The organism is Zhongshania borealis, from assembly GCF_039539625.1.
GTDB lineage: Bacteria > Pseudomonadota > Gammaproteobacteria > Pseudomonadales > Spongiibacteraceae > Spongiibacter > Spongiibacter borealis.
This window is the reverse complement of record NZ_BAABDM010000006.1, coordinates 141,686-157,780: the sequence shown is the minus strand read 5'-3', so window position 1 is coordinate 157,780 and position 16,095 is coordinate 141,686. Positions and strand designations below refer to the sequence as shown.

The 16,095-nt window shown below is 52.5% G+C and carries 15 protein-coding genes and 1 other RNA gene; 10 read left to right on the top strand and 6 right to left on the bottom strand.

All coding sequences use genetic code 11. From position 1 onward, the window contains the following. Positions 1–89: 89 nt before the first annotated feature. On the bottom strand, positions 90–968 hold the full coding sequence (locus ABD836_RS15045; protein ID WP_344937515.1) for an LLM class flavin-dependent oxidoreductase: 879 nt from the start codon (positions 966–968) through the stop codon (positions 90–92). Between the two features lie 136 nt (positions 969–1,104). On the opposite strand from ABD836_RS15045, the gene ABD836_RS15040 reads away from it, so the two are divergent. Continuing rightward, entirely contained in the window at positions 1,105–2,073 is a 969-nt protein-coding gene (locus ABD836_RS15040) for a zinc transporter ZntB (RefSeq protein WP_344937513.1), read from the top strand. Between the two features lie 108 nt (positions 2,074–2,181). Here the strand turns inward: ABD836_RS15040 and rpiA are convergent, their stop codons facing one another. Then, on the bottom strand, positions 2,182–2,853 hold the full coding sequence (gene rpiA, locus ABD836_RS15035; protein WP_344937511.1) for a ribose-5-phosphate isomerase RpiA: 672 nt from the start codon (positions 2,851–2,853) through the stop codon (positions 2,182–2,184). Positions 2,854–3,094: 241 nt separating this feature from the next. Between rpiA and ilvA the strand changes: the two genes are divergently transcribed. Then, a complete protein-coding gene (gene ilvA, locus ABD836_RS15030) occupies positions 3,095–4,612 on the top strand; it encodes a threonine ammonia-lyase, biosynthetic (RefSeq protein WP_344937509.1) in 1,518 nt (505 codons plus the stop codon). Here the strand turns inward: ilvA and ABD836_RS15025 are convergent. From ABD836_RS15025 to ABD836_RS15010, 4 genes are all read right to left on the bottom strand, one after another. Then, a complete protein-coding gene (locus ABD836_RS15025) occupies positions 4,609–5,241 on the bottom strand; it encodes a 5-formyltetrahydrofolate cyclo-ligase (RefSeq protein ID WP_344937507.1) in 633 nt (210 codons plus the stop codon). The two genes, ilvA and ABD836_RS15025, sit on opposite strands and share 4 nt — an antisense overlap. Before the next feature lie 71 nt (positions 5,242–5,312). Then, a non-coding RNA gene (ssrS, locus tag ABD836_RS15020) (6S RNA) lies at positions 5,313–5,493 on the bottom strand. Between the two features lie 52 nt (positions 5,494–5,545). Then, positions 5,546–5,854 carry a cell division protein ZapA gene (locus ABD836_RS15015; RefSeq protein ID WP_344937504.1) on the bottom strand — a complete coding sequence of 103 codons (309 nt, stop codon included), beginning with the start codon at positions 5,852–5,854 and terminating at the stop codon, positions 5,546–5,548. Continuing rightward, positions 5,851–6,024 carry a TIGR02449 family protein gene (locus tag ABD836_RS15010; RefSeq protein ID WP_231856169.1) on the bottom strand — a complete coding sequence of 58 codons (174 nt, stop codon included), beginning with the start codon at positions 6,022–6,024 and terminating at the stop codon, positions 5,851–5,853. The genes ABD836_RS15015 and ABD836_RS15010 overlap by 4 nt, the downstream gene beginning before the upstream one ends. Positions 6,025–6,253: 229 nt before the next feature. Between ABD836_RS15010 and ABD836_RS15005 the strand changes: the two genes are divergently transcribed. From ABD836_RS15005 to ABD836_RS14970, 8 genes are all read left to right on the top strand, one after another. Beyond that, complete coding sequence (locus tag ABD836_RS15005) at positions 6,254–6,832, top strand: UPF0149 family protein (RefSeq protein WP_344937500.1); 579 nt, start codon at positions 6,254–6,256, stop codon at positions 6,830–6,832. Between the two features lie 107 nt (positions 6,833–6,939). After that, on the top strand, positions 6,940–8,271 hold the full coding sequence (gene pepP, locus ABD836_RS15000; RefSeq protein ID WP_344937498.1) for a Xaa-Pro aminopeptidase: 1,332 nt from the start codon (positions 6,940–6,942) through the stop codon (positions 8,269–8,271). Next, positions 8,258–9,514 carry a 2-octaprenyl-6-methoxyphenyl hydroxylase gene (gene ubiH, locus ABD836_RS14995; RefSeq protein WP_344937496.1) on the top strand — a complete coding sequence of 419 codons (1,257 nt, stop codon included), beginning with the start codon at positions 8,258–8,260 and terminating at the stop codon, positions 9,512–9,514. The genes pepP and ubiH overlap by 14 nt, the downstream gene beginning before the upstream one ends. Continuing rightward, on the top strand, positions 9,514–10,743 hold the full coding sequence (locus ABD836_RS14990) for an FAD-dependent monooxygenase (RefSeq protein WP_344937494.1): 1,230 nt from the start codon (positions 9,514–9,516) through the stop codon (positions 10,741–10,743). The genes ubiH and ABD836_RS14990 overlap by 1 nt, the downstream gene beginning before the upstream one ends. 99 nt (positions 10,744–10,842) lie before the next feature. Continuing rightward, positions 10,843–11,889: an extracellular solute-binding protein gene (locus ABD836_RS14985; RefSeq protein ID WP_344937492.1), complete on the top strand. Its 1,047-nt coding sequence runs from the start codon at positions 10,843–10,845 to the stop codon at positions 11,887–11,889. Between the two features lie 24 nt (positions 11,890–11,913). Continuing rightward, complete coding sequence (locus ABD836_RS14980; protein ID WP_344937490.1) at positions 11,914–13,536, top strand: ABC transporter permease; 1,623 nt, start codon at positions 11,914–11,916, stop codon at positions 13,534–13,536. Positions 13,537–13,609: 73 nt separating this feature from the next. Beyond that, a complete protein-coding gene (gcvH, locus tag ABD836_RS14975; RefSeq protein ID WP_344937488.1) occupies positions 13,610–13,996 on the top strand; it encodes a glycine cleavage system protein GcvH in 387 nt (128 codons plus the stop codon). Positions 13,997–14,250: 254 nt separating this feature from the next. Beyond that, the coding region (locus ABD836_RS14970; RefSeq protein WP_344937486.1) for a PKD domain-containing protein at positions 14,251–16,095 on the top strand (1,845 nt) is incomplete at its 3' end.

Sequence of the window (16,095 nt, the reverse complement as noted above, 5' to 3'; positions counted from 1 at the left end):
TTTGACTGCGTAAATCGATGATCTCGTCAGTGGATTGTGTGTTTTTATGGCGAGCGCCACCCAGTATTAGGGTGGCGCCCAAGTTTGCCTTAGCGTCCAGCGAGCATATTAGCTAAACGGTCTACTTCGGCAACGTCGGAGGTGGCGGGTACGAGTTGAATTTCATCGCAGCCAAGGGCTTCGATCGCGGCGATACCGTCTTTGATCGCAATGGGGTCGTGCATGGTCATGGTCTTGGCGACATTGCGGGCGTCGGCTTCGCCAAAGGTTTTGAGGTAGTCGAAGACATATTGCTCAAGATTGCCCTGGGCGTTGTCGGCCAGCGAATACCAAAAGCCACCGAGCCGGTAGGGTTTGTGCTCTCGATCAGAATTTGCCCATGCGGTATCAGCTGAGGTGAAAAAATGATTGATGAGGTCTGCATTTCCATCCATGGCAAAACCGTAGAGGCCATCGGCCCACTTAGACACTCGCTGAATGCTTTTGGGGCCCATGGCGCCCACTAAGATCGGCGGGCCGCCAGCTTGAATTGGGGTGGGACCAATTTCCTCTAGGCCTTCGAGTAGCTCGCCGCGCCAAATCTTCTTCATGGTGGCGATTTGCTCGTCCATGCGTTGAAAGCGGTTTGCCATGCTTGCACCGAGCGCTTCGTAGTCTTTGTCACGCCCGCCCACGCCAACGGTGAGCGTCACGCGGCCTTCAGACAAGATGTCGAGCGTTGCAATTTCCTTGGCTGCTTGCACGGCACTGTGCATGGGCAGGACGTATAGCGCGGGAATAATTCGCACGCGCTCAGTCGATGCCGCGGCAAAGGCAAGGATATTGCGCATTTCGTAGCTGTGTCCGGTAATTCGTTCGCCGCAAGAAAGGCTAGAAAAAGGGCCCTGGTCAATAATGCGGCACCAGTCTTTGAAATCTTGGCGGCGAATTCCACGCTGCATATAGGGAAGGCAAACACCAATTTTCATGAGATATCCTTGTTGTTTTATTTTATTTGCGAATGACTAGCAGTATTAGCGAGGCGACATTTGCGGTTCGCGCATTGTTTGTCGGTCGCTTGCTGTGCGATTATCGGCGACAAGACTGAATAATGAGATACCCAGTATGGATGACTTTTTAGTTTACGGGATGTTACTGGATGGCAAAGGTGGTGCCCGGAGTATGAGCCCCGCTGAAATTAACGCATGGCAACCTGAGCAGGGTTTACTGTGGCTGCATTTTGATTACAGCAAGCCAAGCACCTTGGCGTGGCTGGAGGAATACAGTGGCCTAGATGAAATAGCGATTGCGGCGTTGGTTGCCGAGGACACCCGGCCACGGGCAACATCGCACAATGGCGGCTTACTTATGGCCTTGCGGGGTGTAAATATGAATCCCGAGGCTGATCCTGAAGACATGGTGTCAATTCGTTTGTGTGTCGACGAGCACCGTATTATTAGTTCGCGCAAGCGGCGTTTATTATCGGTTGACGATATTATGCGCAGTTTTAGCGAGGGTGAAGGGCCGGAAACCAGCGCTGAATTTGTCGCGATATTATGCGATCGTTTAGTGCGGCGCATGGCCGGGCCAATCGACAATGCCGAGGACAAGGTCGACGAATTAGAAGAATCGCTATTAAGCAGTGGCCGGGCAAAGCTGCGTAGTGAACTTGGCCAAGTGCGCCGGCAGTCTATTGCGCTGCGTCGCTATTTGGCGCCGCAGCGGGAGGCCCTTAGTTGGGTGCAAAGCGAACGGCTGCCATGGTTTGGTGATGCTCAGCGGTTAAAGGTACGCGAAGTTGGCGATCGTTTGGCGCAATATATTGAAACCCTCGACAGTATTCGCGAACGTGCGGCCGTTAGCCAAGAAGAGCTTGTTAATCAGATTTCTGAAGAATCTAACAGTCGCATGTACGTGCTATCAATTGTGTCGGCAATATTCTTGCCTTTGGGGTTTGCCACGGGACTGCTGGGGATTAATGTTGGCGGTATTCCCGGCGCGGAGAATCATTATGCCTTTGCTATTTTTATCGGCATTTTAGTGGCGTTGGCGGGGGGCTTGTTGGTGTTCTTTCGGTATAAAAAATGGTTGTAATCGGTGTGGCTATTTCGTCTTTGTAAATGACTTGGAGGCGGAGTGCTGAGCGGGAGCGCCAGGCGCTCCCATTTGAGTTGTTAGTTAATACTGGGTTGCGCCGAGTGATCAGGCTTTCAGCGTGCGCACTCCCTCAGTCGTTCCTAGCAGCAGTACATCGGCTGGTCGGCAGGCAAACAAACCGTTGGTGACAACGCCGGTGATATTGTTGATTTGCTCTTCGGTTTTTTGCGGCGTGGCAATCATAAAATCATAGACATCAAGAATGATATTGCCGTTGTCGGTGACCACGCCTTCGCGGTAGACCGGGTTGCCGCCGAGTTTAACCAACTCCCTAGCGACATAGCTACGTGCCATGGGGATTACCTCTACCGGCAGCGGAAAGGCACCGAGTTGGCCGACGAGCTTGCTGCCATCGGCAATACAAATGAATTGCTTGCTGGCCGCAGCAACGATTTTTTCTCTGGTCAGAGCCGCGCCACCGCCTTTAATCAGTTCTAGTCGGTCGTTGCTTTCGTCGGCGCCGTCGACATAGACCGCGATAGTGCCGCAGCTATTTAACTCTAGTACTTCAATGCCGTGCTTGCGCAGACGCTGGGCTGATGCCTCGGAGCTGGCAACTGTGCCTTTGAGTTCATCTTTAAACTCGGCGAGTAAATCGATAAAGAAATTGGCCGTTGAGCCGGTGCCAACACCGATGATTTCGCCATCGAAAATGGCGGGCTTGATGTGGTCTATCGCAGCTTGAGCTACTGCGAGTTTTAGCTCATCTTGTGTCATTGTTGGACCTTGCTGTGGCATTGTTGCGGGAAGTGCTGAACCCACGATTATAAAATTTGCAGCGACCAATTGCGAGGTCGATTTCAGATTGCCTGCTGCGACCGCCGGCACTGGGTGTCAATTTGCAAACCGAGCATATGCTAGGGAATGCTGCGCTTTGGGCTGATACGCGGTAGACTTGCCCGCTAGATTTTTTGCGTTGCAGCCACGGCTGGCGTGTTAATGGAGACTGCATAAGGCTATGCCACAAAGCTATATCAAGAAAATTCTTAAGGCCCGCGTCTACGATGTGGCTATTGAATCACCTGTGGATGAAATGCCTCTGCTGAGCAAGCGCTTGGCAAATAATGTTCTGCTTAAGCGCGAAGACTTGCAGCCGGTCTTCTCTTTTAAGCTGCGCGGCGCCTATAACAAAATGATTAGCCTCAGTGAGGAGGAGCGGAGCAAGGGTGTTGTGGCCGCTTCGGCGGGTAATCACGCCCAGGGCTTGGCGTTGGCGGCCTTGAAACTGGGTGTGAAAGCGACAATTGTGATGCCCAAGACAACGCCGCAAATTAAGGTTGATGCGGTGCGTGCGCGGGGCGGCAAGGTCGTTCTGCACGGCGACACCTACGATGAAGCGTCGGTATTTGCCAAAAAATTGGTAGAAGAAAAAGGCATGGTTTACGTTCATCCCTACGATGACCCTGAAGTCATTGCAGGGCAGGGCACGGTCGGCATGGAAATTTTGCGGCAGGTCACCGGCCCGCTGGATGCTGTATTTGTGCCGGTTGGCGGTGGTGGTCTGGCTGCTGGCGTGGCAGCTTACATAAAATACGTACGTCCCGAAGTGAAGGTCATTGCCGTAGAGCCAGAAGATGCCGCGTGCCTTAAATTGGCCATGGAAAAGGGCCGTCGGGCAACCTTACCTGAGGTTGGTATTTTTGCCGATGGTGTCGCCGTGGCGCAAATCGGCAAGGAAACATTTCGAGTTTTGCGCAAAACCATTGATGGCGTAATGACCGCCACTACGGATGAAATATGCGCGGCCATTAAAGATATCTTCGATGATACGCGGTCTATTGCCGAACCTGCGGGTGCCTTGGCGTTGGCGGGCCTGAAAAAATACGTTGACGAAAATGACTGCAGTGGCCAAACCCTGCTGGCGATAGACAGTGGCGCAAATACCAATTTTGATCGCTTGCGCTATATAGCCGAGCGCACCGAAATTGGCGAGCAGCGGGAGGCGATTCTCAGCGTTACGATCCCCGAGCGGCCAGGTAGCTTCAAAAAATTCTGTGCGGCCTTGGGACGACGCAATATCACTGAATTTAACTATCGCTACAGTGATAATCGCGATGCCCAGATTTTTGTTGGCGTTTCTGTGGCGGCTGGTGGCGGTGACCGCAATGAGTTGGTGGCGGCGCTGCAGCAATTAGATTACCCGGTGGCAGATTTTACCGACAATGAGATGGCTAAGCTTCACATTCGTCATATGGTGGGTGGGCATCGCCCTGCCGCAGTCGAGAACGAATTGCTGTATCGCTTTGAGTTTCCTGAGCGGCCGGGCGCTTTAATGAATTTTCTGACCAAGCTAGGTAACCGCTGGAATATATCCCTGTTCCACTACCGCAATCACGGCGCTGCTTATGGTCGGGTCTTGGTTGGCTTGCAGGCATTAAATGCCGAGCGTAAAGAGATCGAAGCCTTCCTCGACCAGCTGTCGTATCCCTACAATGAAGAGAGTGATAACCCAGCGTATAAGTTGTTCTTGAGCTAAGTCCGAGGTATTCGGTTTTTGCCCCGACCGTGTCTAGGTGTAATGACCGCGCGGTCGGTAACGATTAGATCTAAACCAATGTCCCAGTCGTCGGCTGGCAAGGAAGAAACTTCCTGACAGTGGTGGGCGATGCCGATGAGCAGCGGTTTTTGCCGCGAGTGTTGGTTTTTAAAGGCGAAGCAGCGGTCATAAAAACCACCGCCCATTCCCAGTCGTCGTCCTTCTTTGTCAAAACCCGCTAATGGCAGCAATACAATATCCAGTAGCTCTGGCGACCGCGCGCGATAGCGCAGTCCCGCAGGTTCGCCAATACCATAGCGGTTGCTGCGTAGCTTCTGGCGGGGATGGTAGCGCTGAAAACTCATGTGTTTGTTAGCCTTACCTCCAAAATGGATGCGGGGAAGATAGCTGCGTTTGCTTTTCAGGCTGGCGTGGCACAATACGTATTCGGGGGAGATTTCGCCATCGCTGGCCATGTACGCAGCGATATGGCGGGCGCGGCGATATGCGCTGAGTGTGATAATACGCTGCATTAATTGTTGGGCAGCCAAGTGCTGCTGGCTAGGAGTGATCTGCCGGCGGCGTTCTCTGAGATGTTGGCGTAGCTGGTTTTTGAGTGCTGAGTTCATGGCTTGAGTATAGCGTCAGAGGGCATGATCTGGAAAAGCGTCAGGGAGTGGTGTTCGGCGAGAATATTATAAAAAGCCCCAAGATACCGCTGGCCGCGTGGCCCTTGAACCCAGCGGTTCAAGGTGGAGTACTCCGCGAGATCTTTAGGCTTTCCGGCAAGCGGACATGCACACGGATCCCGGCTAGAACACTCCGGGTATAAAAGCATCGGCTCAGGGGTCTAGACGGCCTAGCAAATATCCCAGGGTGGTGCTCAGTATACCGCCAGCTTTGGCCCAATAATAGGGCGGGGAAGTAAGGGAATTAACTAATATCCAATTGCCGGCAGCGGTGAAGGGTTTCTTCCGCTTTGTCATTAATGCGTTTGACCGCAGCAATTTCTGCCTCGCTTGGCGTCGCGTTTTTTTTGTCTTGCAGCATTTCGTAGCTGATGTTCAGTGCGGCCATTACCGCAATGCGCTCAAGTCCTACGACTTTGCCAGATGTGCGAATGCCGCGCATTTTTTGGTCTAAATACTGACCGGCTTGCATTAGTGCGCCCTGTTCTTCAAGAGGGCAGGCTACTTGGTATTCTTTGTCGAGAATTTTTATGACGACGGTTGGGGTGCTCACGATTCTTTCTCCAGTGCACGCAGTCGCTGAATCATGGACTCAATCTTGGCGCGGGCAATATCGGTTTTTTCGATCAGTTGTTCGCGCTCTGTTCGCCAATGTCTAGCATCGGCTTTCAGTGCACGATTTTCCTTGTCTAATTGTTCACACAACTGGACAAGCTCGTCCACTTTTCGTTCCACAAGTTGCAACTGTCGCTCATCCATACGTAGATCGCGTCCGTACCCAGAAAAAGATCAGATTATAGTAGAGTGTGGCTCATGTGTGGGTCAATGCAATTAAGTCGTGCCTAAGGCTGGGGGCGATGTCATAAATATGTGCTGCTGATCCGCTAGATATTCGATTTTATTGCCGCGCAGCGCTACCATTGCCGGCTTAATGTCTTAATGGGTTTTTATCATGGCGGCCAGTTTAGAACACGACGATCTCGCGAATCTTTTCCTTAGTATTGGTGCGCTCCAACCGCCGGCTGAGCTACACGGTTACGCAGCAGGGTTTATCTCGGTAGGCGGTCGCTTGGAGCAGGATGGTTGGTTGCAACATTGTATCGATTTGTTGGACTGTGAAGCCCCGAACCCAGAGCAAAGCGACGCTCTTTACACTGTGTATTGCACGGCCTTATTAGGCTTGGAGTCGGGGGAGATGGATTTGGAGTTGCTGCTACCAGATGATGAATTTGATTTAGATCAGCGCATTGCGAGTCTTGGCCAGTGGTGTCAGGGCTTTTTAACGGGCTTTGCTATGGCAGGCAAGCAGCAGGTTGACGGTGATAAGACCTATTCTGAGGAGCTTACCGAAGCAATCAGTGATATTGCCGCAATTGCCCAAGTTTCAGCCGACGAGGGTGACGACGAAGAAGGCGAGCAAGATTATTTCGCGGTGAGTGAGTACGTCCGCATTGCTGCTATGACCATCTTTGTTGAGTTCAATGCTATGCCGTCAGAGCACGGCGGTGATGCGGCTAGTCGCCTGCATTGATTCTGGGCCGCTAATGGTTCGGCTGGCCCTGTGATAAGCTCGGCACGTAAATTAGTATCTACGCGTTGCGATTTTAGCGATCCATTTTCACGCACATCGAGAGAAGCATGACAATAAGCAAGCAGGAATTTGCCCGCCGTCGTAAAAATCTAATGGCCCTGATGGAGCCGGGCAGTATTGCCATTGTGCCCTCGGCCAAAATGGTGAGTCGCAATAGCGATACTGAATACCCCTTTCGCCAAGACAGTGATTTTTATTATCTCAGTGGCTTTGATGAGCCCGATGCAGTGTTGGTTTTGCTGCCCGGTCGCGCGACTGGCGAGGTAGTCTTGTTCTGTCAAGATCGCGATCCCGCTATGGAATTGTGGACAGGGTATCGTGCCGGGCCAGACGGTGCATGCACGAACTACGGCGCCGATGATGCATTTCCGATTGCCGATATCGATGACATTTTGCCAGGTCTATTAGAGGGACGGCAGCGGGTGTATTACGCCATGGGCCGTCATACTGAGTTTGACCAACAGGTGATGCAGTGGGTGAATGTGATTCGCTCCAAGGTGCGCACCGGTGCCCAGCCTCCGGGCGAGTTTTTGGATCTGGATCACCACCTTCATGATCTACGCTTGTACAAGTCGGCTGCTGAGCAAAAAGTGATGCGCCGTGCCGGTGAAATTTCGGCCGAGGCGCATTGTCGCGCGATGCGCCTTTGTCGCCCCGGTGTTTTTGAATACCAGCTAGAGGCTGAAATTCTGCATGAATTTGGTCGCAACGGTGCGCGTTATCCAGCTTACAGCACGATAGTGGGCGCCGGTAAAAACGGCTGTATTTTGCACTATGTAGAAAACAGCTGTGAGATTCGCGACGGTGATCTGGTCTTGATCGACGCCGGTTGCGAGCTGCATTACTACGCCGCAGATATTACCCGCACGTTTCCGGCTAGTGGCCGGTTTTCGCCAGAACAGCGCGCGCTCTACGAGGTAGTGTTGGATTCCCAAAAAGCGGCGATTGCCACCATTAAAGCGGGTAACCATTGGAACCAAGCTCACGATGCCACGGTGCGGGTTATTACAGAAGGCCTAGTCAAGCTCGGCTTGCTAAGCGGTGAGGTCGATGCATTAATTGCGAGTGAAGCTTACAGACCCTTTTATATGCACCGGGCCGGCCATTGGCTCGGTATGGATGTACACGATGTTGGCGATTATAAAATCGGCGGCGAGTGGCGGGTACTTGAAGAAGGCATGGCAATGACTGTGGAGCCCGGAATTTATGTGGCGCCGGATAATCTTGATGTCGACGCAAAGTGGCGAGGCATTGGTATTCGCATTGAAGATGACGTGGTGGTGACCAAGACGGGTTGCGATATTTTAACCGCCGCGGTGCCTAAAGAAGCCGATGAAATTGAAGCGTTGATGGCGGAGGCTCGTCTTGCCGCACACTGACTACGATGTGGTGATCGCCGGGGGGGGCATGGTCGGTGCCAGCTTGGCGCTGAGTCTTTACACGCGGAGCAAGGGCAGTTTACGAGTGCTGGTGGTTGAAAGCTTTGCGCTGCCGCCATTGGCAGAGTCTGGTTTGCCAACATACCGGCCTAGCTTCGATGCACGCTCAACCGCGTTGTCCTATGGTAGTCAGCAGATTTACCGAGAACTTGGAATTTGGCCTCAGCTGCAAGCCCACCAGAGTACCATCGCCAAGGTCCATGTCTCAGATCGCGGGCATTTCGGCAGTGTATTAATGACGGCGGAAAGTCAGGGCTGGGAAGCCTTGGGTTATGTGGTGGAGAATATGTGGCTGGGTAACGTCCTGCTCAACCACTTGCGGCAGCATACCAATGTCGCGTTTTTGTCCCCCGCCAAGGTTGTGGAAATTGACGTTGCCGACGGCTATGCCACGCTGAGCCTGCAAGAAGGCGATACCCAGCGCGATATCACGACACAGTTGATCGCCGTGGCCGATGGCGCGGAGTCGAGTTTACGCAGCCAGCTTGGTATTGCGACGTCGGTTTCCGAGTATCATCAACTTGCTGTTATAGCCAATGTGGCCACTGAGCAGCCTCATAAGGGTTGCGCATACGAGCGCTTTACCGAGCGTGGCCCCCTGGCTTTATTGCCATTGGTTGACGACGGCAGCGGCCAGTCGCGTTCTGCCTTGGTGTGGACTTTCCCCGACAAAATGGCAGAGGAAGTCATGGCATGGTCGGATTCAGAATTTTTGGCTGAGCTGCAGCGTAACTTTGGCTATCGGCTAGGGCGACTGCAAAAAGTGGGGCAGCGTGCGTCGTTTCCGCTTCAACTAATGCAGGCTGAGGAACAGGTGCGCAGCCGGGTAGTGGTAATGGGTAATGCCGCGCACTCCCTGCACCCTGTTGCTGGTCAGGGCTTTAATTTGGCGTTGCGCGATGCCGATAGCCTCAGTTGTCTCTTAGCTGTGGCGCATAGCGAAAAGCGCGCATTGGGCGAGTTAAGTTTATTGCAACGCTACCTCGCGAGTCAGGACCTTGATCAGCGTGTGACCACCGCATTTTCAGACCAGCTCACCGGTATATTCAGTAATCGCAAACCGGTATTGAGTGTGGTGCGGAACTTGGGTTTATTGTTATTAGATGTCACGCCCGCGGCAAAATCGCGGTTTGTGGCGCGAGCTGCGGGTATTATGCCAGGCTCGTCAGCGGAGTCTTCGTGATGTCAGCAAATGTGGCCGAGTTCGATCTGATTATTGTTGGCGCTGGTTTGGCGGGTGGCGCATTGGCGGTAGCGCTGGCAGATTTGCCGATCAAGGTTGCCTTAATTGAGGGGCAGGCGGTGCGCGATGGCTGGCCGCCGCTTGAAGAAAGTGTCTTTGATTACGATGCCCGAGTGAGCGCCTTGACTGAAGGCTCACGGGAGTTTTTAGCGCAGCTCGGAGTATGGTCGGATATTGTTGAGCGTCGCGTTTGTGCCTATACCGACATGGAAGTGTGGGACGGCGAGGGTACTGGCCGGATTCATTTCGCCGCGAGTGAAGTAAAAAGGGCTGCGCTAGGTCATATTGTCGAAAACCGTCTGCTGAATGCGGCGCTCATAAACCGCCTGCGTGAGTCATCGGGCGTGAAGTGTTATTTCGCTAATCCGGTTGCGAGTTTAGAAAAGCAGAATGGCGGCGTGATACTGAATTTGGCAGATGGCCGCGTACTGCGCAGTCCGGTGGTGGTGGCCGCAGACGGTGCCAATTCCCGTATCCGTGATTGGGCTGGTTTTGTCACGCGAGAGTGGGATTACCATCACCACGCGATTGTGGCGACCATCGAAACCGCTGAGCCGCATCAAAATACAGCGTGGCAGCGTTTTCAGCCCGAAGGCCCATTGGCGTTTTTGCCGCTGCCGGATACAGGGGGCGAGCAGCGTTACTGCTCAATTGTGTGGTCGGCGTTACCTGAGCAAGCAGAGCAATTAATGGCATTGGACGACGAGGCCTTTTGCCGAGAATTGGGCGCAAAGTTTGAACGCCGTTTGGGCGCTATTGTGGCTTGTAGTCGGCGCGTGAGCTTCCCATTGCGCCAGCGCCATGCTGCGGATTACGTCAGTGATGGCGTGGTTTTGCTGGGCGACGCGGCACATACCATTCACCCTCTTGCTGGGCAGGGCATTAACCTTGGTTTTCAAGATGCAATGGTCTTGGCCGAAGAGTGTCATCGAGCGCATGAGCGGGGCTTGTCATTGATTGAGTCCGGTATGCTGAGCCGCTATCAGCGCCGTCGCAAGGGCGGGAATTTAGCGATGATGGCAATGATGGAGGGTTTTCAGCATTTGTTTGAAACGCCGGTCATGCCGCTGCGTCTGCTGCGCAATACGGGTATGACATGGCTGAATAAAGCCTTGCCCCTCAAGCGGCGAATTATTGCCAAGGCTATGGGTATTTCGGGGCCGCTGTAAGCTTGTACGCGTTTAAATACGGAATAATCCGCGGAAAGCATTGAGAATTTTAATGATAATAATTATCATCTACGCCCGAATTTGATTTGAGAGGCGTTGATGATGTTTAGAATCGCGGCAGGATTAATAGCAGGCCTAGTTGTTGTGGGCTTGACGGCCTGCGGTCGGAGTACGCCGCCCGCCGACAGTGCTGCTGGCCCTGAGCTCGTGGTTTATAGTTCGCGTATTGAGCAGTTGATCAAACCCATCTTCGACGACTTCACCAAAGAAACCGGTATCCGCATTCGCTACGTCACCGACGACGCCGGCCCGTTGCTGGCGCGGATGCGCGCCGAGGGCGACAACTCACCCGCTGACATGCTGATTACAGTTGATGCCGGTAATTTATGGCAAGCCGCAGAAATAGGTGTATTGGCACCAGTTGAATCGGCGATTCTCGCTGCCAATGTGCCCCCAGCGCTGCGCGATGAGCAGGGCCGCTGGTTTGGTGTGTCTATACGAGCGCGGACCATTGTGTATGCCTCGGATCGGGTTAAGCCTGAAGAATTATCGAGTTATGAGGATCTGGCCGGCGAGCAATGGTCTGGTCGCCTGTGTTTGCGCACTGCAAAAAAAGTCTATAACCAATCGCTGGTAGCGAGTTTGATTGTAGCGCTAGGGGAAGAAAAGGCTGAGGAAGTGGTTGCCGCGTGGGTAGATAATTTGGCCGTTGCGCCTTTTTCCAGTGACAACAAAGTGATTGAGGCAATTGATGCTGGGCAATGTGATGTTGGCTTGGTGAATACTTATTATTTGGCCAGAATGTTGGCTGAAAACCCGAAGTTACCTGTCGGCTTATTTTGGGCCAATCAAGAGGGTGAAGGTGTTGCTGGTCGGGGTGTGCACGTTAATATTTCTGGCGCTGGTATTACCAAGGCGAGTAAGCATAAAGTGGAAGCATTACGTTTATTAGAGTGGATGTCTGGCCCGACGGCACAATATGATTTTGCGAGTTTAAATCAAGAGTATCCGGTCAACGACGCAACGGCGCCCTCCGAGTTGATACAGCACTGGGGCAGTTTCCGCGCAGACACCATGCCAATGAGCGAGGCAGGACGGCTTCAAAGCGCTGCAATTAAGTTGATGGACCGGGTGGGATATCGCTGAGTGCAAACCGCTGGAGTAGCTTTGATGCCGTCGGTATCGCGACGTTCTGGCGCCGCGGTATGGCTGCTGCGGGCGGTTGGCTTGCTTGCGGTGTTTGGCGTATTGGCACCCATTCTGGTGGTGATACTCAGCTGGTCCTCTGAACAAACCGATATATGGCAACACTTAATTGCGACGCAACTCGGCAGTCTGCTGGCGAACACCCTCACCTTATTGTTGGGCGTTGGGATTTTGGTCAGTCTGTTGGGAATCGGTCTGGCGTGGTTTACAGTGATGTGCGATTTTCCTGGTCGCGGCTGGTTTGAATGGTTGCTAATGCTGCCAATGGCGGTGCCAGCTTATGTCATGGCTTTTGTGACCCTAGGGGTATTTGATTTTGGCGGTCCGCTACAGAGTTTTCTGCGGGCCAATGTTGGTCAAGCCTACGGTAGTATTGATGTGCGTAGCGAACTCACCGTTATTGTGGTGTTCTCGCTGGTGCTCTATCCCTATGTTTATATGCTGGCGCGCAGTGCCTTTTTGTCTCAAAGCAGTGACACCATCGAAGCTGCGCGCGTATTAGGCTGCAATGGTTGGCAAGCCTTCTTTCGGGTGGCGCTGCCGATGGCGCGACCGGCCATTATTGCCGGGGTGAGCCTAGCGCTGATGGAGACGCTCGCTGATTTTGGTACCGTGGCGATTTTTAATTACGACACGTTTACCACGGCGATTTACAAATCGTGGTTTGGGTTTTTCAATTTGCAGGCTGCCGCCCAGCTGGCTTCAATTTTGTTGTTGTTTGTTGCGCTGACCTTGTTCGCCGAACGCCGCTCTCGGGGTGGGCGGCGCTTTGTGCAAGGCGCGCGATTGCAACATCGTTTTCGCTTTGTATTATCGCCGGTTACGGCGTGGATGATCACCCTGGCGTGTTCGCTAGTATTGTTTATGGCGTTTTTGCTCCCGGTTTTGCAATTAATTCTCTGGGCGATTGGCGCTGGTGCGGAACAGCTTAATCGCCGGTTTTTTGAATTGCTGGAGCATTCATTGTGGCTGGCCGGGCTCGCGGCTTTGGTCACGGTGGCCCTAGCGCTTGTGTTGGCATTTAATCGCCGCCAAAAAAGCCGCTTGAGTGCCATTTATGGTTCTGCTCAGCTTGGCTATGCGCTGCCCGGCTCGGTGCTGGCGGTGGGCATTATGCTGTCCTTTACCTATATAGATAATGAGTTTTTCATACCGCTGCAGCGTTTATTCGGTATCACCCCGGCGCCGGTGCTGGTGGGCTCATTGCTAACCCTCTTGGCAGCGTATTGGATTCGCTTTCTTGCGGTAGCGACCGGTCCGTTGGAGTCAGGACTGGAGCGCATTCGCCCGAGCCTGCCGGAGGCAGCGCAAACTCTCGGTGCCCGTGGGGCAGTTTTAGTGTGGCGAATTTACTTGCCGATGTTGCGGCCCGGTTTATTAACCGCTGCGGTCTTGGTCTTTGTGGATGTCATGAAGGAAATGCCGGCGACGTTATTGCTGCGCCCCTATGGCTGGGACACCTTAGCAGTGCGCATTTACGAGATGACTGCAGAGGGGCAATGGCAGCTTGCGGCCTTGCCGGCATTGGCGCTGGTAGCGGCGGGATTAATCCCGGTGATAATCAGTATCCGTCAAAGTCGTCATTGAGCACTTTGTATTTCGCGGCAGCGGCGTTAAAATGCGCTCATCTTACGCATACGTTTGTAGAGGACGGCCTTAAATGAGCAATACCCCCAGCGAATTGAAATACGCTAGCACCCATGAGTGGGCCCGTCTTGAGTCTGACGGCACCGTTACTGTGGGCATCAGTTACCATGCTCAGAACGCTTTGGGCGACGTGGTGTTTATTGAATTACCAGAAGTGGGTGCAGAGTACTCCGCTGGTGATGAGGCCGCAGTGGTCGAATCTGTAAAGGCTGCGTCAGATATATACGCGCCGATTTCGGGCGAAATAATTGAAGTTAATGATGCACTCGATGAAAGCCCTGAGACAGTTAACGAATATCCTTATAGCGACGGCTGGTTCTTCCGTATGCAGCCCTCAGACGCAAGTGAGTTAGATAATTTACTCGACGCTGAAGCCTACGACGAGCAGTGCGACGAGTAATTGCTTGTCTAAAAAAGCCCGGTAAGACCGGGTTTTTTTGCATTTCCTGCCTTCTAAAGTAAAACTCCTGCCTATTTAGTCCTCTTAAATAATAACGCCTCCACAACTTCTCGAAATAATTCCGGTGTGTCGTAGTAATAAAAAATGCTTGTTTGGCATAGTAGGTCACGCTATTTTGACAACGGATCAGTTTAAATTGAGCGTGCCATAGCGTTTCGCTCGTGCGAGTCCGAAATAGGATTTTGGGGAAAATAATGATAATTAGAACCTTAGTAGTATTGTGTGTAGTTATTCTTTCTGCCTGTAGCTCTGATAGCTCTGTTAGCTTAGGTAATTCCGGGGTGCCGGGCTCACCAGGCTCGTCAGAGCTGCAGTCCGGTCGCTTAATTGATAGCCCGGTTGGTGCTGTGCAGTACGAAACCCTTACGGTCAGCGGTTTAGAAACGGACCGTAATGGTCAATTTAATTATCGCAGTGACGAGCTCGTGAAATTTAGTATCGGTGGCTTATCGCTTGGTAGCGCGACCGGTGCGCCGGTGTTAACACTCATTGATTTGGTTTCCGGAGCGCGAGCAGATTATTCCGCTGGTATGAGCTTGACTGCACTGTTCGAGAAATATCCTGAAATTCTAAATATTGCGCGTCTATTGCAAAGTTTAGATGTTGATCGCGATACGGCCAGCGGCATTGAAATTCCCGTCGAAGCCAGAGTGATTGTTGAGGATTACATCGGGTCAATTGATCTAGCCTCGCTGAGTTTATTTTCGAACTCAGACAGCAGTGGAGTGAAATATGTTTGTGCTGTGCGTGAAGCCCGTGGCGAAATTTATTGTGACGAAAGCACGATTCAAAGCGCCTCTACTGCAGCGGAGGAGGTCAGTGCTACCGAGTTGGCGACAGAGATAAACGAGCTTCCCAGCGTCTTTGCGGGTGATGACCAGCAAGTACGTGAGCTTACTACGGTAAGTTTGCTTGGAACGGCACAAGATTCAGATGGTATTGTGAACGCGGTTCAGTGGCGTGAATCGGATCAAAATGGTGTTGCAAGAGCAGGTCCGCTGACGATTGTAAATGCAGATCAGCTAAGCGCTAGCTTTATCGCACCGGATGTAAGTGAAGACACTATTTATTATCTTACCTTGCGTGGAACTGATAACGATGGAGGCATAGGCAGTGATGTTGTCAAAGTCTTAGTAAAGAACGATGAGGGTAACACTGACTTCGCACCAGAAGCGAAAGCAGGCGATGATCAAGTGGTTAGCGCGGGGGATTTGGTCGAGCTGGATGGTTCTTTAAGTTCGGATGCCGAAGGTAATATCGCTCAGTATCTTTGGGAGCAAGTGGGTACAAATGGCGAACTTGTTATTGATGGCCCTCAGCTAAGTGACGAAAATGAGGTTGTTGCGAAATTTACTGCGCCAAATGTTAGTCAAAATACTGTTTTGCTATTTCGACTTACTGTCACTGACAGTGGCGATCAACAAGCGTCTGATATCGTAAATATCACTATCCAAGTGTCGGCATCGAACTCTTCCCCTGTCAGTAACGCAGGGCCTGATCAAGTTGTTGAAGAGGGCCAATCGGTTTCCCTCGACGGCAGTGGAAGTAGCGATACCGATGGTGACGAATTAACTTACTTGTGGCAGCAAGAGTCCGGACCAGATATTGAGTTGCGAGATTCGACTTCAGTACGGGCGAACTTTACCGCGCCCAGTATTGATGAAAGCACTAATGTCGAATTTTCGCTAACCGTTAGTGATGGTGACTTACGCTCAAAAGACACGATAAAAGTTACCGTGAACCCTGAACGCGAGGGTGTAAATAGTTGCGACATTTCCAATCCTGCGACTTACGCCGCTTGTTTTGCCGTGTGTACTGACCAAGACGAAAGCACGGCTTGTCCGCTACCAATTGAAGGAACGCCGGGCGTGCCGGATGAGCTGCAGTCGGTATTGGATCAGTTGAATGCCTGCGCGGACCAGGATCCGACGACGGTTTGCCCACTGCCAATTGAAAGTTTACCTGGCGGTGGTGATCCCGGTGTTTGCGATGCGACGGATCCCACGACCTACGGTGATTGTTTTGCCGTGTGTACTGAC